Origin of the sequence: Haemophilus sp. HMSC068C11 (assembly GCF_001815355.1) — a bacterium.
Taxonomy (GTDB): domain Bacteria; phylum Pseudomonadota; class Gammaproteobacteria; order Enterobacterales; family Pasteurellaceae; genus Haemophilus_D.
On the sequence record NZ_KV820375.1, the window covers coordinates 142,483 to 166,417 of the forward strand.

At 40.2% G+C, this 23,935-nt stretch carries 25 protein-coding genes and 1 other RNA gene; 8 read left to right on the plus strand and 18 right to left on the minus strand.

Features of this window, described 5'->3' with window-relative positions:
* Positions 1-3 precede the first annotated feature (3 nt).
* The 4 genes from HMPREF3020_RS07720 to secF all read left to right on the plus strand — a co-directional run bounded on the left by HMPREF3020_RS07720 (position 4) and on the right by secF (position 3,483).
* Positions 4-231: a sulfurtransferase TusA family protein gene (locus HMPREF3020_RS07720; RefSeq protein ID WP_070776103.1), complete on the plus strand. Its 228-nt coding sequence runs from the start codon at positions 4-6 to the stop codon at positions 229-231.
* 102 nt (positions 232-333) lie between these two features.
* A complete protein-coding gene (gene yajC / locus HMPREF3020_RS07725) occupies positions 334-624 on the plus strand; it encodes a preprotein translocase subunit YajC (RefSeq protein ID WP_005695468.1) in 291 nt (96 codons plus the stop codon).
* A gap of 23 nt (positions 625-647) precedes the next feature.
* Complete coding sequence (secD, locus tag HMPREF3020_RS07730) at positions 648-2,498, plus strand: protein translocase subunit SecD (RefSeq protein WP_070776104.1); 1,851 nt, start codon at positions 648-650, stop codon at positions 2,496-2,498.
* Positions 2,499-2,508: 10 nt separating this feature from the next.
* On the plus strand, positions 2,509-3,483 hold the full coding sequence (gene secF, locus HMPREF3020_RS07735) for a protein translocase subunit SecF (protein WP_070776105.1): 975 nt from the start codon (positions 2,509-2,511) through the stop codon (positions 3,481-3,483).
* A gap of 81 nt (positions 3,484-3,564) precedes the next feature.
* On the opposite strand, the gene HMPREF3020_RS07740 is transcribed toward secF, so the two are convergent.
* From HMPREF3020_RS07740 to HMPREF3020_RS07770, 7 genes are all read right to left on the minus strand, one after another.
* On the minus strand, positions 3,565-4,605 hold the full coding sequence (locus HMPREF3020_RS07740; RefSeq protein WP_070776106.1) for an AI-2E family transporter: 1,041 nt from the start codon (positions 4,603-4,605) through the stop codon (positions 3,565-3,567).
* Positions 4,605-4,943, minus strand: coding sequence for a nitrogen regulatory protein P-II (gene glnB / locus HMPREF3020_RS07745; protein WP_049362317.1), 339 nt, complete (start codon positions 4,941-4,943; stop codon positions 4,605-4,607). The genes HMPREF3020_RS07740 and glnB overlap by 1 nt, the downstream gene beginning before the upstream one ends.
* A gap of 1 nt (position 4,944) precedes the next feature.
* Entirely contained in the window at positions 4,945-5,538 is a 594-nt protein-coding gene (gene mog / locus HMPREF3020_RS07750) for a molybdopterin adenylyltransferase (RefSeq protein ID WP_070776107.1), read from the minus strand.
* A 112-nt stretch (positions 5,539-5,650) separates the two neighbouring features.
* On the minus strand, positions 5,651-8,221 hold the full coding sequence (gene clpB, locus HMPREF3020_RS07755) for an ATP-dependent chaperone ClpB (protein WP_070776108.1): 2,571 nt from the start codon (positions 8,219-8,221) through the stop codon (positions 5,651-5,653).
* A gap of 136 nt (positions 8,222-8,357) precedes the next feature.
* Positions 8,358-8,930 carry a 5-formyltetrahydrofolate cyclo-ligase gene (locus tag HMPREF3020_RS07760; protein ID WP_070776109.1) on the minus strand — a complete coding sequence of 191 codons (573 nt, stop codon included), beginning with the start codon at positions 8,928-8,930 and terminating at the stop codon, positions 8,358-8,360.
* A gap of 25 nt (positions 8,931-8,955) precedes the next feature.
* Positions 8,956-9,153: non-coding RNA, 6S RNA (ssrS, locus tag HMPREF3020_RS07765), on the minus strand.
* 92 nt (positions 9,154-9,245) lie between these two features.
* Positions 9,246-10,037, minus strand: coding sequence for an outer membrane protein assembly factor BamD (locus tag HMPREF3020_RS07770; protein WP_070776110.1), 792 nt, complete (start codon positions 10,035-10,037; stop codon positions 9,246-9,248).
* 109 nt (positions 10,038-10,146) lie between these two features.
* Here HMPREF3020_RS07770 and rluD point away from each other — a divergent pair, with 109 nt between their 5' ends.
* Positions 10,147-11,121, plus strand: a complete 975-nt coding sequence (rluD, locus tag HMPREF3020_RS07775; RefSeq protein WP_070776111.1) for a 23S rRNA pseudouridine(1911/1915/1917) synthase RluD — start codon at positions 10,147-10,149, stop codon at positions 11,119-11,121.
* 1 nt (position 11,122) lies between these two features.
* The gene (gene pgeF, locus HMPREF3020_RS07780) at positions 11,123-11,860 is read left to right on the plus strand and encodes a peptidoglycan editing factor PgeF (protein WP_070776112.1); all 738 of its coding nucleotides are present in this window, start codon (positions 11,123-11,125) and stop codon (positions 11,858-11,860) included.
* Between the two features lie 48 nt (positions 11,861-11,908).
* Here pgeF and ruvX read toward each other — a convergent pair whose 3' ends face one another.
* Genes ruvX through fadR form a run of 4 tightly spaced genes read right to left on the minus strand, consistent with a single transcriptional unit; the run spans position 11,909 to position 14,409 of the window.
* Positions 11,909-12,328, minus strand: a complete 420-nt coding sequence (gene ruvX, locus HMPREF3020_RS07785) for a Holliday junction resolvase RuvX (protein WP_014064097.1) — start codon at positions 12,326-12,328, stop codon at positions 11,909-11,911.
* Positions 12,328-12,888 (minus strand): YqgE/AlgH family protein, encoded by a 561-nt coding sequence (locus tag HMPREF3020_RS07790; protein ID WP_049364895.1) that lies wholly within the window; start codon positions 12,886-12,888, stop codon positions 12,328-12,330. Before HMPREF3020_RS07790 ends, ruvX begins: the two co-directional genes overlap by 1 nt.
* Positions 12,888-13,622, minus strand: coding sequence for a 16S rRNA (uracil(1498)-N(3))-methyltransferase (rsmE, locus tag HMPREF3020_RS07795; RefSeq protein ID WP_070776113.1), 735 nt, complete (start codon positions 13,620-13,622; stop codon positions 12,888-12,890). Before rsmE ends, HMPREF3020_RS07790 begins: the two co-directional genes overlap by 1 nt.
* A gap of 58 nt (positions 13,623-13,680) precedes the next feature.
* Positions 13,681-14,409 (minus strand): fatty acid metabolism transcriptional regulator FadR, encoded by a 729-nt coding sequence (gene fadR / locus HMPREF3020_RS07800; RefSeq protein WP_070776114.1) that lies wholly within the window; start codon positions 14,407-14,409, stop codon positions 13,681-13,683.
* A gap of 133 nt (positions 14,410-14,542) precedes the next feature.
* Here fadR and nhaB point away from each other — a divergent pair, with 133 nt between their 5' ends.
* Both nhaB and dsbB read left to right on the plus strand, forming a co-directional pair.
* Positions 14,543-16,081, plus strand: coding sequence for a Na(+)/H(+) antiporter NhaB (gene nhaB, locus HMPREF3020_RS07805; RefSeq protein ID WP_070776115.1), 1,539 nt, complete (start codon positions 14,543-14,545; stop codon positions 16,079-16,081).
* Positions 16,082-16,100: 19 nt separating this feature from the next.
* Positions 16,101-16,634: a disulfide bond formation protein DsbB gene (dsbB, locus tag HMPREF3020_RS07810; protein WP_070776116.1), complete on the plus strand. Its 534-nt coding sequence runs from the start codon at positions 16,101-16,103 to the stop codon at positions 16,632-16,634.
* 74 nt (positions 16,635-16,708) lie between these two features.
* Here the strand turns inward: dsbB and HMPREF3020_RS07815 are convergent, their stop codons facing one another.
* From HMPREF3020_RS07815 to purH, 7 genes are all read right to left on the minus strand, one after another.
* On the minus strand, positions 16,709-16,984 hold the full coding sequence (locus HMPREF3020_RS07815) for a DUF1294 domain-containing protein (protein ID WP_070776117.1): 276 nt from the start codon (positions 16,982-16,984) through the stop codon (positions 16,709-16,711).
* Positions 16,984-18,246, minus strand: a complete 1,263-nt coding sequence (gene glyA, locus HMPREF3020_RS07820) for a serine hydroxymethyltransferase (protein ID WP_049364889.1) — start codon at positions 18,244-18,246, stop codon at positions 16,984-16,986. The genes HMPREF3020_RS07815 and glyA overlap by 1 nt, the downstream gene beginning before the upstream one ends.
* Before the next feature lie 115 nt (positions 18,247-18,361).
* A complete protein-coding gene (locus tag HMPREF3020_RS07825; protein ID WP_243583385.1) occupies positions 18,362-18,934 on the minus strand; it encodes a hypothetical protein in 573 nt (190 codons plus the stop codon).
* Between the two features lie 78 nt (positions 18,935-19,012).
* Positions 19,013-19,558 (minus strand): hypothetical protein, encoded by a 546-nt coding sequence (locus tag HMPREF3020_RS07830; protein ID WP_070582575.1) that lies wholly within the window; start codon positions 19,556-19,558, stop codon positions 19,013-19,015.
* A 63-nt stretch (positions 19,559-19,621) separates the two neighbouring features.
* A complete protein-coding gene (locus tag HMPREF3020_RS07835) occupies positions 19,622-20,845 on the minus strand; it encodes a DUF711 family protein (protein ID WP_070776118.1) in 1,224 nt (407 codons plus the stop codon).
* Positions 20,846-20,875: 30 nt separating this feature from the next.
* Entirely contained in the window at positions 20,876-22,159 is a 1,284-nt protein-coding gene (purD, locus tag HMPREF3020_RS07840) for a phosphoribosylamine--glycine ligase (protein ID WP_070776119.1), read from the minus strand.
* A gap of 72 nt (positions 22,160-22,231) precedes the next feature.
* On the minus strand, positions 22,232-23,830 hold the full coding sequence (purH, locus tag HMPREF3020_RS07845; RefSeq protein WP_070776120.1) for a bifunctional phosphoribosylaminoimidazolecarboxamide formyltransferase/IMP cyclohydrolase: 1,599 nt from the start codon (positions 23,828-23,830) through the stop codon (positions 22,232-22,234).
* Positions 23,831-23,935 lie beyond the last annotated feature (105 nt).

The following is a 23,935-nucleotide window of genomic DNA, read 5'->3' on the forward strand; positions in this document are numbered from 1 at the left end:
ATCATGAAATATCAATTAAATTTGACCGCACTTTCCTGCCCGATTCCGCTTTTAACCGCGAAGAAGGCTTTGGCAAATTTAGCGCCAAATGATGAATTAGTTTTGCAATTAAATCGTCAAAGTGCGGTAGAAAATTTTGTTGTTTTTTGTGAAAAAAATCAATGTGAATTAGTGGATCAACATTGGCTTTCCGAGCAAATCTTCGAAGTTTGCTTGAAAAAAATCAATTAATTCCAAAATTCTAGTTGTTATTGCCTTCATCGGCTTTTACTGAATGCCGTTTTATGGTATTTTACGCACACTTTTAACTTTTCATTTTATAAGGAAAACACAATGGAAGCACAAAGCCCAATGTCCACGTTATTTATTTTCGTGATCTTCGGTTTAATTTTTTATTTTATGATTTACCGCCCACAAGCGAAACGTAACAAAGAACACAAAAAATTAATGTCTGAATTAGCGAAAGGCACTGAAGTATTAACCGCTGGTGGTTTGATTGGTAAAATCACTAAAGTAACCGAAGGTGCTGAAATTGTTATCGCTTTAAACGATACTACTGAAATCACGATTAACCGTAACTACATCGTTTCAGTATTACCGAAAGGTTCTGTAAAATCTCTCTAATTTAAATTCCTAAAGGGAAAACTATGTTAAATCGTTACCCATTATGGAAGAATCTAATGGTGATCCTTGTGGTCGCCATTGGTGCTTTATACTCTCTTCCAAATATCTATGGTGAAGATCCTGCGGTGCAAATTTCCGGTACACGCGGACAACAAGCAGACACCACCGCATTAACTGAAGTACAAAACGTACTGAAAGAAAATAACCTTCCAACCAAATCTATCGTTCTTGAAAATGGCTCTATTCTTGCCCGTTTCACCAACACAGATGACCAACTTCTTGCCAAAGATAAAATTGCAGAAAAACTTGGCAACAACTACACCACCGCATTAAACCTTGCACCGGCAACACCGGCTTGGTTAAGCAGCATTGGTGCTAACCCGATGAAATGGGGTTTGGACTTACGTGGTGGTGTACGCTTCTTAATGGAAGTGGACATGAATTCTGCGCTTGCTAAACGTCAAGAACAGTTACAAGACACATTACGCAACGAATTACGTAAAGAAAAAATTCAGTTTACGGCAATTAAAAATAGCGACAAATTTGGTACAACGGTCACATTAGAAAACGCTGACCAAATGTCAAAAGCAGCGCGTATTATTCGTCAATTACACCCAACATTAGACGTGTCTGACATTGGTGACAACACCTTAAACCTTGCCCTTTCAGAAGCGGCATTAACAGAATCACGTAACTTAGCGATCGAGCAAAACTTAACGATTTTACGTAAACGTGTTGCTGAATTAGGCGTAGCTGAAGCGGTTATCCAACGTCAAGGTGCAGAACGTATCGTAATCGAATTACCGGGTGTTCAAGATACTGCGCGTGCAAAAGAAATCTTAGGGGCAACTGCAACACTTGAATTCCGCATTGTGAATTCGTTGGTGAACCCAGAATCAGCAGCGCGTGGTATGTTACCTTCTGACACAGAAATCAAATATGACCGTCAAGGTAGACCTGTTGCACTTTACAAACGTGCGGTATTGGGTGGTGAACACATCATCAACTCAAGCTCGGGTTTAGACCAAAACACCAGTACGCCACAAGTAAGTGTAACCTTGGATAGTGAAGGCGGCGAAATCATGTCGCAAACGACCAAGAAATACTACAAAAAACCAATGGCAACCTTGTACGTAGAATACAAAGACAACGGTAAAAAAGACGAAAATGGCAAAACCATTTTAGAGAAAAATGAAGAAGTCATTAACGTCGCAACCATTCAAGGTCGCTTTAGTTCTAACTTCCAAATTACGGGTGTAAGCAGCTCTGCGGAAGCACAAAACCTTTCTATGTTATTAAAATCAGGTGCATTAATCGCGCCAGTGCAAATTGTTGAAGAGCGTACAATTGGTCCTTCACTGGGTGCACAAAACGTAGAACAAGGTATCAATGCAAGCTTCTGGGGATTAATTGTAGTTATCCTCTTCATGTTGATTTACTACAAAATCTTCGGCGTTATCGCAAGCTTCGCATTAGTGATTAACATCGTTTTATTAGTCGGTTTAATGTCTATCCTACCTGGGGCAACACTTTCCATGCCAGGGATTGCGGGTATCGTATTAACCTTGGGGATGTCGGTGGATGCCAACGTACTTATTTTTGAGCGTATCAAAGAAGAAATTCGTAATGGTCGTCCAATCCAGCAAGCCATTAACGAAGGTTATAACGGTGCATTCTCCTCTATCTTCGATGCGAACTTAACCACAATTTTAACGGCGATTATTCTTTATGCTGTCGGTACCGGTCCTATTCAAGGCTTTGCGGTAACTCTTGCATTAGGTGTGGCAATTTCAATGTTTACAGCGATTACCGGAACACGTGCTATCGTGAACTTCATATACGGCGGTAAACGTCTTGAAAAATTATCAATTTAGGTAGGATAAGATGAGATTATTTGCAAAAGATAAAAACGGACATTTTATCCGTGAAGTGAATGGGATTAAATTGCCATTCCCTCTCACTGAATTTATGAAAGTGAGATTTGTAGGGTATGCATTTTCCGCTATTTTGATGGCGATTTCCCTCTTCTTCATTATTACAAAAGGCTTCAACTGGGGCTTAGATTTTACGGGCGGTGTGGTATTTGATACTCACTTCTCACAACCCGCTGATTTAGAGAAAATCCGTGGCACATTAAACCAAAACGGGATTTCAAGCCCAATTGTACAAACAACGGGTTCTGTGCAAGATGTCATGATTCGCTTACCAGCTGACAATAACGACTCAGGTATCGGTGAACACGTTAAAGGGATGCTTCAAACGATTGATCCAAATATTCATATTAACAGTATTGAATTTGTCGGTCCGAACGTTGGTGAAGAGTTAGCTCAAGGTGCAGTTTATGCAACTCTTGCGACCCTTGCGATGATGTTGATTTATATCGGTTCACGCTTTGAATGGCGTTTAGCGGTTGGCGGTATTGCCTCACTTGCCCACGACGTAGTTGTCACCCTCGGAGTGTTCTCTGCATTACAAGTTGAAATGGATTTAACCTTCGTGGCGGCAATTCTTTCCGTTGTGGGTTACTCTATCAACGATAGTATCGTGGTATTCGACCGTGTGCGTGAAAACTTCCGTAAAATTCGTCGTGTAGATACCATCGATATTATTGATATTTCCTTAACGCAAACCTTATCGAGAACCATCATGACATCTCTCACAACGCTTCTTGTTGTGATTGCCTTGTTCTTCTTTGGTGGTCCATCAATTCATAACTTCTCGTTAGCGTTATTAATCGGTATCGGTTTTGGTACTTACTCATCAATCTTTATCGCGATTGCGATTGCTTATGACGTTGGCCTACGCCGTGAACATATGATTCCACCAAAAGTGGATAAAGAAATCGATGATTTACCTTAATCTATCGAACATGAGATAAAAAGAAAGCCACCATAATGGTGGCTTTTTTATTGCTAAAATTATGTAATTTTTGACCGCACTTTATTCATTTACATCCCCTAATAAAGCTGCATATTTCTTCGTTGATTCAGAGCTTTCTAATGTAATTTTAAACGCCATTGTCAGCGGCACAGAAAGCAACATACCTACCGTACCAAGCAACCATCCCCAGAAAAGTAATGAAAAGAATACAACCAAGGTAGAAAGCCCTAAGGTTTTACCCATCATCTTCGGTTCAATAATATTACCGATCACAATATTTAATGCAATAATACCGACGGTTACGCCCATGCCTACACCAAATCCATTCAGCAATAACGCTTGAACAATAACAGGCACTGCGGCAATAATTGAACCGATATTCGGAATGTAATTTAATAAGAAGGTTAAGGTTCCCCATAAAATCGCATATTGCACACCCAGTACGTCCAACAAAATCCACGTCGAGATACCGCTAAGCAAACTAATCAATGTTTTCACGCCAAGATAACGAATCACACTGTCTAAAACACGATCAATATGATGTTCTTTCGCGACAACATCATCTTCATTATTACTTAACACTAAAGCAAATTTATGCTTCATCGTCGGTGCTTCAAATAGCATAAAAATTACCACTAAAATCAACACAAAAGCATTCGACAGCACGCCAGAAAAGTTTAATAATAAATGGCTCACAAAGTTCATGATCACACTTGGATCAAAATGCTTCATAATGGCTTCGTGAGAAATTACAATCGGCAATTTCAGTTTTTGAGCTAACACCATGGCATCATTTATGCGCTCTGAAAGCAGCACTTTATATTGCGGAATAGAGCGTGTAAATTCTTGCACACTGCTGTTAATTAATCCCGCTAGGAAAAAGAATACAATTAAAATTAAGATAAACAGCAAGGCAATCGCAATACCATGCGGCACTTTACGTTGTGTCATTGCTTTAATCACTGGCGAGCAAATAATGGCAATAAATAATGCCAATAAAAAAGGCACGACAATCTCTGCCGCAAGTTTAATCCCTGCAAACACAATTACTAGAGCTGCCATTGCGACTAAAGTGCGGTTAAAATTTAAGTTTTTTTCCATTAAATGGCTTCCTCATTTTCTTCGCCTGTACGAACACGAATCACGCGTTCTACATCATAAACAAAGATCTTCCCATCACCGATTTTGCCTGTTTGGCAAGTTTCAACAATGGTTTCAAGGCATTGTTCAAGTAAATCATCTGGCACGACAATTTCGATTTTCACTTTAGGCAGAAAATCCACCATATATTCTGCTCCACGATAAAGCTCTGTATGCCCTTTTTGACGACCAAAACCACGAACTTCAGTCACCGTCATTCCGCTAATGCCAATATCAGATAAATTTTCACGTACATCATCTAATTTAAATGGCTTAATAATGGCTTCGATTTTTTTCATCTTATTTCTCCAAATTTTCGCGACGTGCGGCTTTCGGTCGGAAGCTTGTAATCACTTCAGGCTTGGTATCAATATAAATACCATCGATTAATTGCAAGCAGTAAGGCACCGCACTAAAAATCCCTTTCACTAAGACTTTGCCTTGCTCATCTTTCACGCCTTCTAAAGTCTCTTTGATGGCTTTTGGCTGCCCAGGTAAGTTCAAGATTAGGCTGTTTTTACGAATCACACCAACTTGACGAGATAAAATCGCTGTTGGCACAAAATGTAAACTCACTTGACGCATTTGCTCGCCAAATCCCGGCATTTCACGATCAGCAACAGCCAATGTGGCATCAGGTGTGATATCACGTTTTGCCGGCCCTGTACCACCTGTTGTAAGCACTAAATGACAATGGTACTCATCCACTAATTCTTTCAACGTTTGTTCAATTAATGGCTGCTCGTCTGGAATTAATCGCGTTTCCACTTCAAAAGGATCCACCAACGCTTGCTCTAGCCATTGTTGTAATTCGGGAATCCCTTGATCTTGATACACACCACTTGATGCACGGTCTGACACCGAAACCAAACCAATTTTTAAAAGTGCGGTCATTTTCTTCCTCATTTTTGTACGCTATAAACAGCGACATTCTACCCTATTTTATCTTTTACCAAAGCATAAAAAAGCCATTTAGCTTTCACTAAATGGCTTTTCATTTTATAAATTATTGTCTGGCTTGAACTTTGCCATCCACATAATCCACTGTGACCACTTTACCTGGTAATAATTGACCAGATAGAACTTGTTGTGCCAAGCTGTTTTCGATCTCTTGTTGGATTGCACGTTTTAATGGACGCGCCCCATAAATTGGGTCGTAACCGACTTCACCAATGAAATCTAATAACGCTTCGGTAAACACTAATTCGTAACCACGAGTTTCCATACGTTTTGCTAAGCGCTCTAATTGGATGCTTGCAATCGCACGGATATTTTCTTTACCAAGTGGATGGAATACCACGGTTTCGTCAATACGGTTAATGAATTCCGGACGGAAATGTTGGCTCACCACTGACATCACTAAGGCTTTCATTTCACCATAGCTTTCGTCTTTGCTGCCTTGGATTAAATCAGAACCCAAGTTAGAGGTCATAATCACCACGGTGTTACGGAAGTCCACTGTACGACCTTGACCATCAGTTAAACGACCATCATCCAATACTTGTAATAAGATATTGAATACATCTGCGTGTGCTTTTTCCACTTCATCGAGCAAAATCACCGAATATGGACGACGACGCACAGCTTCAGTTAAGTAACCACCCTCTTCATAGCCAACATAGCCTGGAGGCGCACCCACTAAACGAGATACGCTGTGTTTTTCCATAAACTCTGACATATCAATACGTACCATCGCATCTTCACTGTCAAAGAGGAATTTCGCCAAAGTTTTGCAAAGCTCTGTTTTACCTACACCAGTTGGTCCTAAGAATAAGAATGAACCAATTGGGCGGTTAGGATCAGAAAGTCCTGCACGGCTACGACGAATTGCGTTTGCTACAGCATCTACCGCTTCTTCTTGACCGATCACACGTTTGTGTAATTCTTCTTCCATGCGTAAGAGTTTTTCTTTCTCACCTTCCATCATTTTAGAAACAGGAATACCTGTTGCTTTAGAAAGCACTTCGGCAATTTCTTCATCAGTCACACGATAGCGCAATAAGGTCATTTCTTTGCCTTCGCTGGTTTCAGCGGCAGCAAGTTGTTTTTCCAATTCAGGAATGCGACCGTATTGAAGCTCAGACATCTTGCTTAAATCACCTGCACGACGCGCTTGTTCCATTTCAGTTTTCGCCGCATCTAACTCTTGTTTGATGTGTTGTGAACCTGAAAGGGTCGCTTTTTCTGATTTCCAAACTTCTTCAAGTTCAGCATATTCACGTTCTTTATCAGCAAGCTCTTTTTCTAACATCTCTAAACGTTTACGGCTTGCTTCGTCTTCTTCTTTTTGTAATGCTTGTTCTTCCAATTTTAATTGGATAATACGGCGTTCAAGACGATCAAGCGGCTCTGGTTTAGAGTCAATTTCCATACGGATGCTCGAAGCGGCTTCATCGATTAAGTCGATGGCTTTATCCGGCAATTGACGATCGGAAATATAACGATGTGAAAGCGTTGCTGCCGCCACGATTGCCGGGTCAGTAATATCTACATGGTGATGGATCTCATAACGCTCTTTCAAACCACGTAAGATCGCAATGGTATCTTCGACACTTGGCTCATCCACAAAGACTTTTTGGAAACGACGCTCAAGTGCGGCATCTTTCTCGATATATTGACGATATTCGTCTAGTGTTGTTGCACCCACACAGTGCAATTCACCGCGCGCTAAACTTGGTTTTAATAAGTTACCCGCATCCATTGCACCGTCAGTTTTACCTGCACCAACCATGGTATGGATTTCATCAATAAAGAGGATCACGCGACCTTCTTCTTTTGATAATTCATTTAAAACAGCTTTTAAGCGCTCTTCAAATTCACCGCGGTATTTCGCACCGGCAATCAGCGCACCCATATCTAAAGAAAGTACACGTTTGTTTTTTAAGCCTTCAGGCACTTCACCATTAACAATACGTTGTGCTAAACCTTCCACGATAGCAGTTTTACCTACACCAGGCTCACCGATTAATACTGGGTTGTTTTTGGTACGACGTTGTAATACTTGAATCGCTCGACGAATTTCTTCATCACGGCCAATAACGGGGTCTAGTTTGCCGCTTTCAGCACGAGCGGTTAAATCAATTGTATATTTTTCAAGAGCTTGTCTGCTTTCTTCTGCATTTTGATCGTTCACGCTTTGTCCTCCACGAATATGTTGGATCGCTTGTAGAATTTGTTCTTTTTTTGCACCACATTTTTTCAAAATGTCATTTAATGCGCCTCGCTCTTCAAGCGCTGCTAATAAGAACAATTCACTAGAAATAAATTTATCTTGTTTTTGTTGAGCTAATTTGTCACATAAATTCAATAAGTTAAGTAATTGACGAGAAATTTGCACATCACCGCCATTACCCGACACTTGTGGCAATTTATTCAATTCGGCGTTTAATTCATTACGCAATAACGCCACATTCACACCACTGGTCGTTAAAATTGGTGCAATTGAACCGTCTTGTTGATTTAAAAGTGCGGTCAATAAATGCACTGGTTCGATAAACTGATTATCTTTACCTAGCGCCAATGATTGTGCTTCACTGAGTGCTTGTTGAAATTTTGTGGTAAATTTTTCAATATTCATATGCTTATCTTCTCCTGATTAAATTCTTGGGGTTATCCCCCTTTACGGGTTATTAAATAAGACCCTTTTTTGGTATTTCAAGAGAAAAAATCAACAATTTTTAATTTTTTCTATCAAATTCTATTTCTTGATAGGTTTAAGCAACTAAAATTCGGTGAAGAGGCACGTCCCACGCTTCAGTTGGAAGCTGTTCGACTTGCTGACATTGGTGGGCTAATCCCACAGGAATAAAAGAAGCATTTTGCCAATTTTGTAAGGTACGATCATAAAAACCACCGCCCATGCCAAGACGATTCCCTTGTTTATCAAAAGCGACAAGTGGTGTAAAAAGAATATCTAATTCATCCAAAGGCAATACGTTTTGCACATTGAGTTTTGGCTCCCAAATGCCAAATTTATTTTTCAGCATTGGTGTATCTGGCAAATAACGTAAGAACAAAAGATGATTAGGATTGAAAGGGTGCAACACCGGCAAATAAACGTGTTTATCTTGTGCCCAAAGGGTTTTGATAAGTTTCTCCGTAGAGATTTCACCATCAAAGGAAACATACAAGGCAATATGCTGCGCATTTCGTTCTTCAATGAATGCAAGCGCTTGTTGAGTGATGGAATCTTCCGCTTGTTGCTGCTGAAGTGCGGTCAAATTTGCTCGTGTTTTACGAATTTGTTGACGGAGTTGATTGCGAAGCGTTTGCTGTGTTGATTTCATTCGATTGGAAAGAATGGTTTTAAAGGAAGGTCCCAGAGTGCCGCTACGAGTAGTAGTCCTTGAACCCGACGGTCCAAGGAAATCGGTAAGGCCATCTTTAGGTTTCTTTAGTCCAATGACAAAGTCAAAGGTCAAGCCTACACACCAATGGCGGGAAACCGATTTATAAAGTTCTAAGTATCGGCTCAGGGACATAACCCATCCACGAACACCCCAGGAAATCTTTTAAATTTATACTAGCTCAATTTGATTAGTTTGACTAGCCTTTATTTGAATAATTTTGCTTAGTCAAGCTCGTCCCACAAGGGACGAGAATTATTTTTTAACTGGTTGAGTTAAATCAGACTCTTCCGGTTTTTTCACTTCCGCAAATTGTTTATCTTTATTCGCATCGATAACTTGCTGGGTTTGGTTCGCTAATTGTTGTAAACCCATTTTCTCGTATGCTTCTTTCATTAAGAATAAACCTTCATAAGTCGCTTTTGCATCCGGATATTGTTGCAACATACCTACTACACGGTTTGATACCGCCACCCACGCATCACGTTTTGCATAGAATTTCGCAATTTCTAATTCATGACGAGCTAATGAATCTTTAATATACGCCATACGTGCTACTGCATCTTGTGAATATGGACTATTTGGGAACGCACGCACTAAGCTTTGGAAGTTAGAAAACGCAGTTTTCATTGAAGTTGTTTCACGCGTTGCACGATCGATACCAAAGAAATCTTGGATCATGTTATCAGCCGTTGCTAAGTTTGTTAAACCAGCCATATACACTGCATAGTCACGGTTTGGACTTTGTGGGAATTGCTGTAAGTAGTTATCTACGGTAACCAACGTTGCTGTGTAATCTTGTGTTTTATAGTTTGCATAAATTAAATCAAGCATTGCTTGTTCTTGGTAAGTACTACCAGGGAAACGCTCTATCGCTGCTTTTAAATAACGAATCGAGTCAGAATAGCTTCCTTCTTGTAATGCAGCCGCGCCTTTTGCATAAAGCTCATCAACAGAAGCTTGCTCCACTTCTTTATTACCACTGCTACAAGCTGCAATAGCGAATGAGGTAAGTGCAATAAGCACGAGAGATTTTATTTTACGCATTCTTTTTTCCTTAATTTTTACGAAAATCAATAAATAAGTTACAATTAACGAATATTGTATAGAACATTACACAATAAGCCAACTTTTTAAATTTTTAGATGGATTTTTTATGCCACAAATGACCTTAACGGCTGAAATTCAGCCCGAACAAATGGGACAGCGTTTAGACCAAACCCTCGCAGAGTTGTTCCCCGAATATTCCCGTTCGCGTTTAAAAACCTGGATTGAAGCAAAACAGGTAAAAATGAACGGTGAAATTGCCGATATTCCCCGTGCAAAAGTTTATGGCGGAGAGCAAATTGAAATTTCGGTAGAAGTGGAAGATGAAAACCGTTTTGAGCCGCAAAATATTCCGCTCAATATCGTTTATGAAGATGACGATATTATCGTGATTAATAAACCTAAAGATCTCGTGGTTCATCCTGGTGCAGGCAATCCAAGTGGCACGGTACTTAACGCGCTACTCTATCACTATCCACCTATTGCCGAAGTACCGCGCGCAGGGATTGTGCATCGTTTAGACAAAGACACGACAGGTCTCATGGTTGTCGCTAAAACGATTCCAGCACAAACCAAACTTGTGCGTGATTTACAAAAACGAAAAATCACTCGTGAATACGAAGCCATTGCGAGTGGCATTATGACCAAAGGTGGCACAGTAGATCAGCCAATGGCTCGCCACCCAACAAAACGCACATTGATGGCGGTTCACCCAATGGGTAAACCGGCTGTGACGCACTATCGCATTATGGAGAATTTCCGTAATTACACGCGTTTACGCTTACGTTTAGAAACGGGTCGCACTCACCAAATTCGTGTGCACATGGCGCATATTGCACATCCATTATTAGGCGATCAAACTTATGGTGGTCGTCCTCGTCCACCTAAAAATGCAAGCGAAGCTTTCACTGAGGTGCTACGCAATTTTAAACGCCAAGCCTTACATGCGGTCATGTTGCGTTTAGCTCACCCGATTACAGGTGAAATGATGGAATGGTATGCCCCATTACCAGATGACTTTGTCGAATTACTGCATGCCTTAAAAGCGGATTACCTCGAACATAAAGACGAATTGGATTATTAAGATGAAAACCATTGTTCCAAACTGGAATGTTCCACCACATATCCAAGCTTTTACAACCACAAGAGAAGGTGGTGTAAGCCTGCCGCCTTTCGATAGTTTTAATTTAGGTGATCATGTTGAAGATGATAAAAGTGCGGTCAAAACTAACCGCACTTTATTGGTCGAAAAATTTAATCTGCCACATTTCCCGTTGTTTTTAACTCAAACGCACAGCACTCGTGTAATTACGCTGCCTTATGAAGGCAATGATTTAGAGGCTGATGCGGTTTACACCAATCAACCGAACCAAGTATGTTTAGTGATGACGGCTGATTGCTTACCGGTTTTATTCACTAATAAGCAAGGGACTGAAGTGGCAGCAGCCCATGCGGGCTGGCGTGGACTCTGTGATGGTGTCTTAGAAGAAACAGTAAAATGTTTTCAATCTGCCCCTGAAGAGATTATTGCGTGGTTTGGCCCTGCTATCGGCCCTAATGCATTTCAAGTTGGTAAAGAAGTGATTGAGCAATTTATGGCTTTTGACCCGATTGCAGAAACGGCTTTTCGACCCGATCCGAATGAATCAGGAAAATACTTCGGCAATCTTTATCAAATCGCCACACAACGCCTCAACAAATTAGGGATTACCCAAATTTACGGTGGGGAGCATTGCACATTCAATGAAAAAGAGCGCTTCTTTTCCTATCGTCGAGATGGCAAAACAGGAAGAATGGCGAGTCTGATTTGGATAAAAAAATAAACCTATCAATACAGCAAACCGCACCTTAAAGTGCGGTTTATTTTTGGCTTATTCTGAATAGTTTTCGAACCAACTTTCTAAAATCAAGCAAGCGGAAATCCCATCTACTTTGCCTTTATTGAGCGCTCGATAACCGCCACGTTGGAAAATTTCATCTCGAGCAGAAACCGTCGTTAAACGCTCATCTTGCAGTTCGACTTTGATACCGAAACGACCATTTAAGCGATTAGCAAATTTTTTCGCACGAAGTGTTAAATCTTGCTCGGTTCCATCCATGTTTAAAGGTAATCCCACCACAATGACATCGGGCTTCCAATCCTTTAGGCATTTTTCAATAGCATCCCAATTGGGGATTCCATCTTGCGCTTTAAATGCAGGCAAAGCTTGCGCCGTACCTGTGATACTTTGCCCGACCGCACAACCGATACTTTTTGTGCCGAAATCAAACGCGATTGCCGTGATGCCCATTAACTATGCCCTACTTGTGAAAAGACAAAATTATGAGGATTAATCCCCAATAATTGATTCGCTGCAGGATAACGATCTTCATAAATAGTTTCAAATAAAATAGTATCTGACGCAGGCGCAACTAACCACGCATTATCCGCAATCTCTTGTTCCAGTTGTCCAGCTGTCCAACTTGCACAACCGAGCGCAACAAGATATTTTTCGGGCGCATCCTCTGAACCAAAGGTTTCCACAATATCTGCCGAAGTGGTGAGAAACATCTCATCGGTAATTTTATAACTATGCTCAAATTCTTTAGCGGTTTTCTTATGCAGAATAAAACCACGCTCAGAATGCACTGGACCACCTGCAAGCACAAGTTCATTGCTAAAAGTGCGGTCATTTTTCATCATAAAATTCATTTTTGAATACAACTCAGCAATGCTTAAATCAGTGGGTTGATTAATCACTAAGCCCATTGAGCCTTGCTCATTATGCTCACACATATACACCACGGTATTTTGGAAATAATCCTCCAACTGTGGCATCGCAATTAAAAATTGCCCTTGTAAATCCATCATTATCCCAAATCTCCAAAACAAATTTGCAACGCACTAATCGCCGCTAAAGAGGCTGTTTCTGTACGTAACACACGCTTTCCTAATAAAATCTCAGTAAATCCTTGTTGTTCAGTTTGAGCGATTTCTTGAGGTGATAAACCACCTTCTGAACCAATAAGCAAACGAACACCTTCTTTTGGAATGGAAGGCAAGGTTTTTATTGAATATTGGGCTCTTGGATGTAAATTCAATTTCAATGCGCCATCATTTTCAGCACACCAATCTTGTAGCTTCATCAAAGGGCGAATTTCTGGCACAACATTACGGCCACATTGTTCACAAGCCGCAATGGCAATTTTTTGCCATTGTTGGATTTTCTTATCCATGCGCTCGCCATCCAACTTCACCCCACAGCGTTCTGACCATAATGGTGTAATCACATTCACGCCCAACTCTACGGACTTTTGAATGGTAAATTCCATTCGATCGCCGCGTGAAATAACCTGCCCTAAATGAATCGATAAATTCGACTCTTTATCACTCAATTCACAACCAAGAATGTCCACCTTAACGTTTTTTTTGCTCGCTTCAATAATTTTCGCTGGATAAATATGATTACTTCCATCAAATAATTCAATTTGCTCACCTTCAGTCATGCGAAGTACTCGTCCTACGTGATTAGCCGCATCCTCTGAAAGTTGGCAAGTAGATTGATTTTTAAGGGATTCTGGATGATAAATTCTTGGAATACGCATAGTATTGAGTTCTTGATATAAGGAAAAAGTGCGGTCATTTTCAACCGCACTTTTAATATTATTCTGTTGCTAAATCTTTTGGCAAACTTTCTAAAATGGTTCGCCAATAAGCGGAAGTCACTTGCTTGTGTTTACGAATACATTCCACCACTAAATCAGATTGACCTTTTTCACAAATATCACGCAATTCCACATAAAAATCATGTGTCACTTGGCGATGTTTTTCGTCACTAAAGAATAACAAACCAATTTTATGATAAACCCCACGTAAGCTATTGAAAATTAAACGATAGAAAGGTTTATTCGCCATTACGGTAAACTGACGAAATAAGGCATAGTCAAATTCCATGTAGCTTTCAGCGGTATTCTCTAAAGCATCCATCCCTTTGAACAAGGCTGCAGAAGCTTTAGGTGAATTTTTTACTGCCTCATAAATATAAGATTCTGACATGCGACTACGCAATGACAACATATTTTCAATAATTAACGGCGCACTTTGGCGATCTAAGGTAATTAAGGTTTCAATGATGCTTGGACCAGCTGTATCCCAAATATCATTGACTTTTGTCGGCTTGCCGTGTTGAATGGTAAGCCAGCCATCACGAGCCAAACGCTGTAATACTTCACGTAATGTGGTGCGTGTTACGCCGATTTTATCAGCTAAATCACGCTCAGAAGGAAGATTGGTGCCGGCGGGAAATACATCATCCCAAATACTTCTAACAATATATTCTTCGGCAAGCGCAGCTGGGCTTTGAGCCCGTAAAAGGGTATTATCTGTTTGCATGAGTATGAAATAAATATAAAAAAGTCTAAAAAGATCAAAAAAATGTGATTTATTGAATAAATCTTTAACTGGTCTATTATCCTTTAAAGCAGTATATATTACAATGATAGGACTATAAAAAACGGAGTTCAATATGACTTACACACAAGCTTTTATGAAAAACTTTCTGGGCTCGAGCCCTGATTGGTATAAATTAACTATTATTGCCTTCTTGGTAATTAACCCAATTTTATTCTTTTGGGTAAGCCCATTTGTGGCGGGTTGGGTACTCGTGGCTGAGTTTATTTTCACCCTAGCAATGGCATTAAAATGCTATCCTCTTCAACCGGGTGGTTTATTAGCATTTGAAGCTATTGCTATTGGTATGACGAATGCAGAGCACGTTAAAGCCGAGATCATGGCAAACTTTGAAGTCGTTTTACTTTTAATCTTTATGGTGGCCGGTATTTACTTTATGAAGCAACTTTTGCTTTATGTGTTCACCAAATTATTAGTCCGTATCCGTTCTAAAATCGTCCTTTCTGTCGCGTTCTGTTTTAGTGCTGCATTTCTTTCAGCTTTCTTAGATGCACTTACTGTTGTTGCAGTAATTATCAGCGTAGCTATGGGTTTCTATGGGGTTTATCACAAAGTCGCATCCGGTAAAACACTACAAGATGCAGTTGATATTTCTGATGATAACAAAATTAAAAATCATGAAACTCTCGAAAAATTCCGTTCTTTCTTACGTAGCTTAATGATGCATGCAGGTGTGGGGACAGCACTAGGTGGTGTGATGACCATGGTGGGTGAACCACAAAACCTGATTATTGCAGAACAAGCAAAATGGAACTTCATTGAATTCTTCTTCCGTATGGCGCCAGTGACCATTCCGGTCTTTATCTGTGGATTACTCACTTGTGTTTTAGTGGAAAAATTTAAAGTGTTCGGCTATGGCGAAAAATTACCAGAAGAAGTATGGAAAATCTTGGCTGATTTAGATCGTGAAAATACACAAAAAATGTCTAAACAAGATAAAGTACGTCTTTCTGTTCAAGGTCTTATCGCGATTTGGTTAATCTTAGGTCTAGCCTTCCACTTAGCCGCTGTTGGTCTAATCGGTTTAAGTGTGATTATTCTTGCGACTACCTTTACCGGCGTTACAGATGAACACGCGATTGGTAAATCATTCCAAGAAAGCTTACCTTTCACTGCGTTATTAGTGGTCTTTTTCTCTATCGTTGCGGTGATTATCGATCAAAAACTCTTTGGTCCAATTATCCACTTCGTATTAAATGCAGAAGAGAAAACCCAGTTAGCCCTATTCTATGGTTTCAACGGTTTACTTTCTGCAATTTCTGATAACGTATTCGTTGCAACGGTTTACATCAATGAAGCGAAAAATGCGCTTACAGCTGGAGCAATTGCACCACACCAATTTGAATTACTTGCGGTCGCAATCAATACAGGTACAAACTTACCTTCTGTAGCAACGCCAAACGGTCAAGCCGCATTCTTGTTCTTACTGACATCCTCTCTTGCACCGTTAATTAAACTTTCCTATGGTAGAATGGTCTATATGGCATTGCCTTACACCATCGTATTAACCGTGGTGGGTTTCCTTGCCATCGAATTTATCTTACCAGATATGACAATTTTGCTTGCGAACCTTGGCTTAATTCTTCCTATTTAGTGAAGCATAAGGAGAAAGAATGCTCGACTTTTTTAAGCAATTATCCCTTAAACGTTCAGCGTGGATCTTTTTGGCATTTACCGCATTTGCCTTAGAATCGACCGCACTTTATTTTCAATACGGCATGGGTTTGCAACCTTGCGTACTTTGTGTTTATGAACGTTTAGCTGTTGTGGGTTTATTCGTCGCTGGTCTTATCGGCGCCCTAGCCCCAAGTTCGCTTATTATCCGCATTCTTGCTCTTATTGTGGGTTTATTTAGTGCAATTAAAGGATTAATGATATCTATCCGTCACCTTGATTTACAAATGAACCCTGCACCGTGGAAACAATGTGAATTTATCCCAAACTTTCCGGAAACTTTACCATTCCATAAATGGCTACCTGCAGTGTTCAATCCGACAGGTAGCTGTAACGAAAGTCAATGGTCACTCTTCGGTATCACTATGGTGCAATGGCTCGTGTTTATTTTTGCTGTTTATGTCCTTGTGTTGGGATTAATCACTATTTCACAAGTGAAGAAAAGCAGAAAAAGACGCCTCATTTTTAAATAATCTAATTACATGCTAAAAAGCCTAGAGATATTCTCTAGGCTTTTTTATTACTGAAAGTCATTCTGTACTCAATATTATTCAAGAAAGAAATACCAATAAGGCATTAAAATCAACCAAATAAAGGCACTGAGAATTACAACAAATTTAAAACTGAAGTGTTTAGTTTTATGGCGAAAGCGTTTCATCCCGCAATAAACGCCAATAAACCCACCAAGAAGACTTAATAGAAAAAAGGTATTTTCAGAAATTCGCCAGCCGTGACGAACCGCGCGGACTTTATCTTTCCACATTAAAAAATAAGCGACGATATTTACCGCCGCTAACATTACAAATAAAAGCTGAATCAGCATTATGCGTAAACTGGAAGACGTTTGCAGATTGCCAATACTTTTTCTTTGGTTGCTGCAATCACTTGCTCTTCGTTTTCTTTGCCTAATGCATCTAATACATCGCACATCCAACCGGCTAATTCACGACAGTCTTGCTCATTAAAGCCACGACGAGTCACCGCTGGTGTACCAACACGAATACCAGAGGTCACAAATGGTTTTTGTGGATCATTTGGTACTGAGTTTTTATTCACTGTGATGTTCGCTTTACCTAACGCAGCATCAGCTGCTTTACCGGTTAAGCCTTGTTTAATGAAGCTCACTAAGAATAAATGGTTTTCTGTGCCATTTGAAACCACGTCATAACCGCGTTGTTTAAACACTTCTACCATTGCTTTCGCATTTTTAATTACGTTGGCTTGGTATTCTTTATAAGCTGGTTCTAACGCTTCTTTGAAACATACTGCTTTCGCCGCAATAATGTGAACTAATGGACCACCTTGATTTGCAGGGAAAACAGAAGATTGTAAGCGTTTATAAAGCTCTTCATCACCGCAAGAAGAAAGGATTAAACCACCACGTGGACCACCTAAGGTTTTATGGGTAGTTGTTGTGACAACATGTGCGTATGGTAATGGATTTGGATATAAACCTGCTGCGATTAAGCCTGCAACGTGTGCCATATCCACAAATAAATACGCGCCTACTTCATCCGCGATTTCACGCATTTTTTTCCAATCTACGACTTGAGAATAAGCAGAGAAACCCGCCACAATCATCTTTGGTTTGTGCTCTAATGCTTTTTGACGGACATCTTCATAGTCAATTAAACCATCAGCAGTGATACCATAAAGTACAGAATTATAGATTTTACCGGAGAAGCTCACTTTCGCCCCATGGGTTAAGTGACCACCGTGTGCTAAATCCATCCCTAAAATAGTATCGCCAGCATTGATTAATGCGCCATATACCGCCGCATTGGCTTGTGAACCTGAGTGTGGTTGTACGTTTACATAATCCGCACCAAACAACTCTTTAGCACGATCAATCGCTAACTGCTCGACAATGTCTGCGTACTCACAACCGCCGTAGTAACGTTTACCTGGGTAGCCTTCAGCATACTTGTTAGTAAACTGTGAACCTTGCGCTTCCATTACGCGTGGGCTCGCATAGTTTTCAGATGCGATAAGCTCGATATGCTCTTCTTGACGACGATTTTCGCCCTGAATGGCTTGCCAGAGAACCGGATCGTAATCAGCGATGTTCATACTTTTTTTAAACATTGTGTTTTCCTCGTTGTTTGAATTATTTGTGTATAGTTTACCTGTTTCCAAGTAAAAACTTAATCAAAAATTTCGATCATATTTTTCATTATTACAATGAAAAACATTCATTTATCTAAATCGAGCCTTTTTCTTTCACTAATTTCTCAATTAGTTTAACTTCTTTTGTTTTCTCGCCAGCTCCCAGTTTATGGCATTGACTGGTTTCTTTCGTATAAGTATTAAAATTTGTCATCCTTGTTGGGCTTTTCATTTTAATCTTCATATCCAAATGATTACCACAGTTATTACAAGGTGAAACAAATTCCTTATCTAATTCTTTAAATTCTGGAGATCGTTCAATAATTTTCGCAACTTCTGGTGAATGCGCAGTTTTAAATAGACGATCCGTAAAGTCATAACTTAACTTACCATCATTCGCCTGCCATTTGGCTTTAGCTTGCAATAAATAACGCATCCAGCCTTCTTTTGTATCAATCTGTGAAATACCACGTAGAAGTACAGTTTGATCTGCGTGATAGGTGACATAATCAAAATGCTCAACAGGTAAAGGAGATTTGGCTGCAGGTTTTACATGGCAAATCCAATCGCCCACTAAGGCTTTTTCCTGTTCAGTTTGTTGATGCGCCGTTGCACATCCCGATAACAATACAGCGACAAGACTACTTAATACTAATTTTCTCATCATAATTCTCCTTTTATTAATCAGTCCCCGCTCCTAAAAATAAAGTGCGGTTGAAATCGTATTCGTTTTTCTTAATCGACCCTATTTCTTTACAAACCACTTATTCAATAACTGAATGTCCTTGTCATTCTCTGTTACTCGTCGGCAGGTCGCATAATCCTTACCGAGAATAAATTGATTGCCATTTTTTTTCAGCTCAATTGGCATATCTGTATGATTGGCAGATTTACTATAAAATGCAGCCAACTCTTCTTTTTCTTGTTTTTGTAGAACTTTATTTTGCTTGATGACTTTAGCCACATTTTTACTATGAGCCGGTACCATAGAACGATTGATAAAATCAAAACTCAAGACATTATTTTGGCTCTGCCATTTCACCTTGCCTTTTATTAAATAACGAATAGCTTTTTCTTTATCCAATTCGATGTAGGAAATTCCTCGCAAGGCACCTGTTCCATCAGATTTCAAGACAAAATGATCTAAACGATCATAAGTTTGTTTATCTTTCGTCGGGATAGTATGACAAATCCATTCGCCATCTAACGTTGAGCTTTGTGAAACATTTGAAGCCCCAGCACAACCTGTTAATAATACTGCTACAAAACTACCCAATATTAACTTTCTCATAAGATACTCCTTTTATTGTCAGTAGGGATAACATTCATCACAACAAAGTAGGAAAATTTTTATTTAATCCGGAATACGCAAAAGGCGGCAGTTACATAAATCATCACTCTCAAATTCTGATATTTCACCTGCAACCTTATTCGGAATTGGGAATAAGCGTACAGTTAGTGGTTTATTTAAGCGAAATGCCATTGTTCCAGTATCGCGCATAATAGCGGCAATGCTTTCTGCCTTGACATCTCCCGCCACTGGGACTGTGTCTAAACCGATACCACATACTGCACTATAAGTCAGTAAAGCTCGGATATCAAAATAGTGTTTTTGTGTACCTTCCGCTAAGCCCAAATCTTCTGTCACCGCCAACATTAATCCAGAAAACCCAACCAATGGCACACGTTGGATTGATTTAAACACTTTTGTCAGTAAGGCAGAAACCTCGACTGAACCAGCTGCACCAAAATAAGGTAATCCCATTAATTCATAGAGTCTTGTCATGGATGAACAATTTTTTGATGGAGCCGCCGAACTATCGATACCTGCAAATTCAAATTCACCTGATAATTTGACCGCACTTAGCATCTCTAATACTTGATCTACATGATATTGCAGCGCTTGCGACATAGCCTGATAACAATCCGCATAAAATTGATTATGAGGTGATTTTGGTACAGATTTTAATACTTCGACTAATAAATCAGGTGTTTCTAACCCAATGACAAAACTATTTGATAAATGACTTAGATGATAACCTGCGGGGAAATAAGGAATAAATGGCTTGCAGTTAAAATTCACAGTAAAGTTAAAATTGCCTTCGCCACGTGGTGTGATATTTGCAATTCGTTGTATCGCATAAACAGATTGTTCGATAAGTTCATTATCTAACACACCATTTTCATCTAATGGCACATTAACACAAGCATTACACAAGTCGCCATAAGCTGCGATTAACTCTGGCAATAACGCAATTTCCTCTTTATTCCTCGCCGCACCTATCGCAAATCGAAGACGAATGCCACTTTCATTAAACTTATTCAGTAACTCTGTTAAATACTGCAAATCTGCTTTTGCTGTTTGCAAATTGGTTAAATCCAAATATTCACCAAAAGGATTGGTAATGACCCGAATCGATTGCAAGGTATAACCTGCTTTCTGCACAGCTGGCAATAACAAATCCACATCACGTTTTACCGAATAAAGGGCGTCTTCCCATTGCGTTTTATCTTTATGTAACGTCAGAAAAAAACTTATGGTACGAAGACGACATAATTCCTTATTTTTATAATCCATTCGAGCCCTTACCATTAAAGTAGTTAATTTTTATTGTTCACGAGCGACGGCACGATGACCAATATCTCGACGATAAAAACGTCCTGTCCATTGAATTTGTTCAGCGAGTTTTAAGGCTTTTTGTTGAGCTTCAAATACGCTTTCGCCTAATGCAGTAACACAAAGCACGCGACCGCCATTCGTAACTAATTTGCCTTCTTTTTCTGCGACACCCGCTAAGAAAACTTTCTCATTTTCGACCGCACTTTGTGGTAAACCGCTAATCACATCGCCTTTACGATAATCGCCTGGATAGCCTTCCGCGGCTAACACAATACCTAAGGACGCTTTTGGATTCCATTGAGATTTCACTTCATCCAATTTTCCCTCGCAAGCTTTAAGGCAAAGCTCAACGAGATCTGATTCAAGGCGTAGCATAATTGGCTGTGTTTCTGGATCGCCAAAACGGCAGTTAAATTCAATTACTTTCGGCTGACCATTTGGCATAATCATTAATCCCGCATACAAGAAACCGGTGTAAACATTGCCTTCTGCCGCCATACCATTAACCGTTGGATAAATCACTTCACGCATAATGCGATCATGAATTTTAGGTGTCACCACTGGTGCAGGCGAATACGCCCCCATGCCACCAGTATTCAAACCTGTATCATTTTCGCCCACGCGTTTATGATCTTGACTAGTTGCCATAGGCTCGACGTTTTTACCGTCCACCATGACGATAAAGCTGGCTTCTTCGCCATCTAGAAACTCTTCAATCACCACTCGGCTACCCGCTTCACCAAAGGCATTGCCAGAAAGCATATCACGCACAGCGTCTTCCGCTTCTTGCAATGTCATTGCAACGATTACCCCTTTGCCAGCTGCTAAACCATCTGCTTTAACGACAATTGGCGCGCCTTTCTCACGCAAGTACGCTAACGCAGGCTCAACTTCGGTAAAGTTTTGATATTCTGCCGTTGGGATTTTGTGACGCGCGAGGAAATCTTTGGTGAATGCCTTTGAACCTTCCAATTGAGCAGCCGCTTGAGTTGGGCCAAAAATTTTCAATCCAGCCGCCCGAAATGCATCAACTACTCCAATCACTAGCGGTGCTTCAGGACCAACAATGGTTAATCCAATTTGTTTATCTTGAGCAAATTTCACTAAAGCAGGGATATCTGTTGCAGCAATATTCACGTTTTCTACTTTGTGTTCTAATGCAGTACCCGCGTTGCCTGGTGCGACGAAAACTTTGTCCGCTAATGGAGATTGTGCAGCTTTCCAAGCCAAGGCGTGTTCACGACCGCCATTTCCGATGATGAGAATATTCATTTGTTCTGTTCCAAGTAATTTATTGCTAAATATCCCCTCTCTTTAATCTGAAAGGGGAAAAGGGCTTTTAGGTTAATGACGGAAATGTCTCATTCCAGTTAATACCATCACCATATTATGTTCGTCCGCAGCGTCAATGACTTCTTGATCGCGCATTGAACCACCTGGATGGATAACACATTGAATACCTACTTTCGCCGCCGCATCAATACCGTCACGGAATGGGAAGAATGCATCAGAAGCCATCACACAACCGGCTACGGTTAAACCTTCATCCTGAGCCTTAATACCCGCAATCTTCGCAGAATATACACGGCTCATTTGGCCTGCACCAATGCCGATAGTTTGATTGTCTTTTGCGTAAACAATGGCATTGGATTTCACAAATTTCGCCACTTTCCAGCAGAATAATAAATCTTTTAATTCTTGTTCAGTTGGCTGACGTTTACTCACCACTTTTAAATCATCCACACCAACCATGCCTAAGTCCGCATCTTGTACCAATAAACCTCCGTTTACACGTTTGAAATCTAAACGTTCAGAACGAGAGGTCCATTCACCGCATTCAAGCAAACGAACATTTTTCTTACGTTTCACCACTTCTTGCGCTTCAGCAGAAACTTTCGGCGCAATAATCACTTCAACAAATTGACGTTCCACGATTTCAGTCGCAGTTTTTTCGTCTAATTCACGGTTGAAAGCAATAATGCCACCAAATGCAGAGGTTGGATCGGTTTGGTAAGCACGGTTATAAGCTTCTAAAATATCTTTACCTAAAGCCACACCGCATGGATTTGCATGTTTAACGATCACGCAAGCCGGCTCATCAAATTCTTTCACGCATTCAAGTGCCGCATCGGTGTCTGCAATATTATTGTAAGACAAGGCTTTACCTTGTAATTGATGAGCGGTGGCTACGCTTGCTTCTTTCACATTTAAATCAATATAGAAGGCTGCATTTTGATGGGAGTTTTCGCCGTAACGCATGGTTTGTTTGCGCACGAAGTTAAGGTTTAAAGTACGTGGGAATTGACCGCACTTCGCATTCGCGTCTTCTTCCTCTGCTACATGATATGGTTTCACCATTTGTCCAAAATAATTGGCAATCATAGAATCATATTGTGCGGTATGTTCAAATGCTTTAATCGCAAGGTCAAAACGAGTTTCAAGTGTTAGGCTGTTGTGATGTTTATCCATTTCAGCAAGAATGTTGTTAAAATCATGATTATTCACCACGATCGCCACATCTTTATGGTTTTTCGCAGCAGAACGCACCATGGTTGGTCCGCCGATATCGATATTTTCTACCGCGTCTTCTAACGTACAATTTGGCTTCGCTACTGTTGCGGCAAATGGATATAAATTCACAACGACCATATCAATGCCTTCAATGCCATGTTGCTGCATGATAGCATCATCTGTACCGCGACGACCAAGAATACCGCCATGTACTTTTGGATGTAAGGTTTTCACACGACCGTCCATCATTTCTGGGAATCCCGTATAATCAGACACTTCTGTCACTGGTAAACCATGTTGCTCCAATAATTTTGCGGTACCGCCAGTGGAAAGTAGTTTTACACCACGCTGTACTAAGCCTTGAGCAAATTCTACGATACCGGTTTTATCAGAAACACTCAGTAAAGCCTGACGAATTGGACGATCTGTCATTACATTTTCCTTTCATTAAATGGTTAAAAATAAGCGGGGGGAATTATAGCGCAAACGTTTGCGTTTATATAGAAAAAATTTTCCTGGTAAGCGCACTTAAAGTGC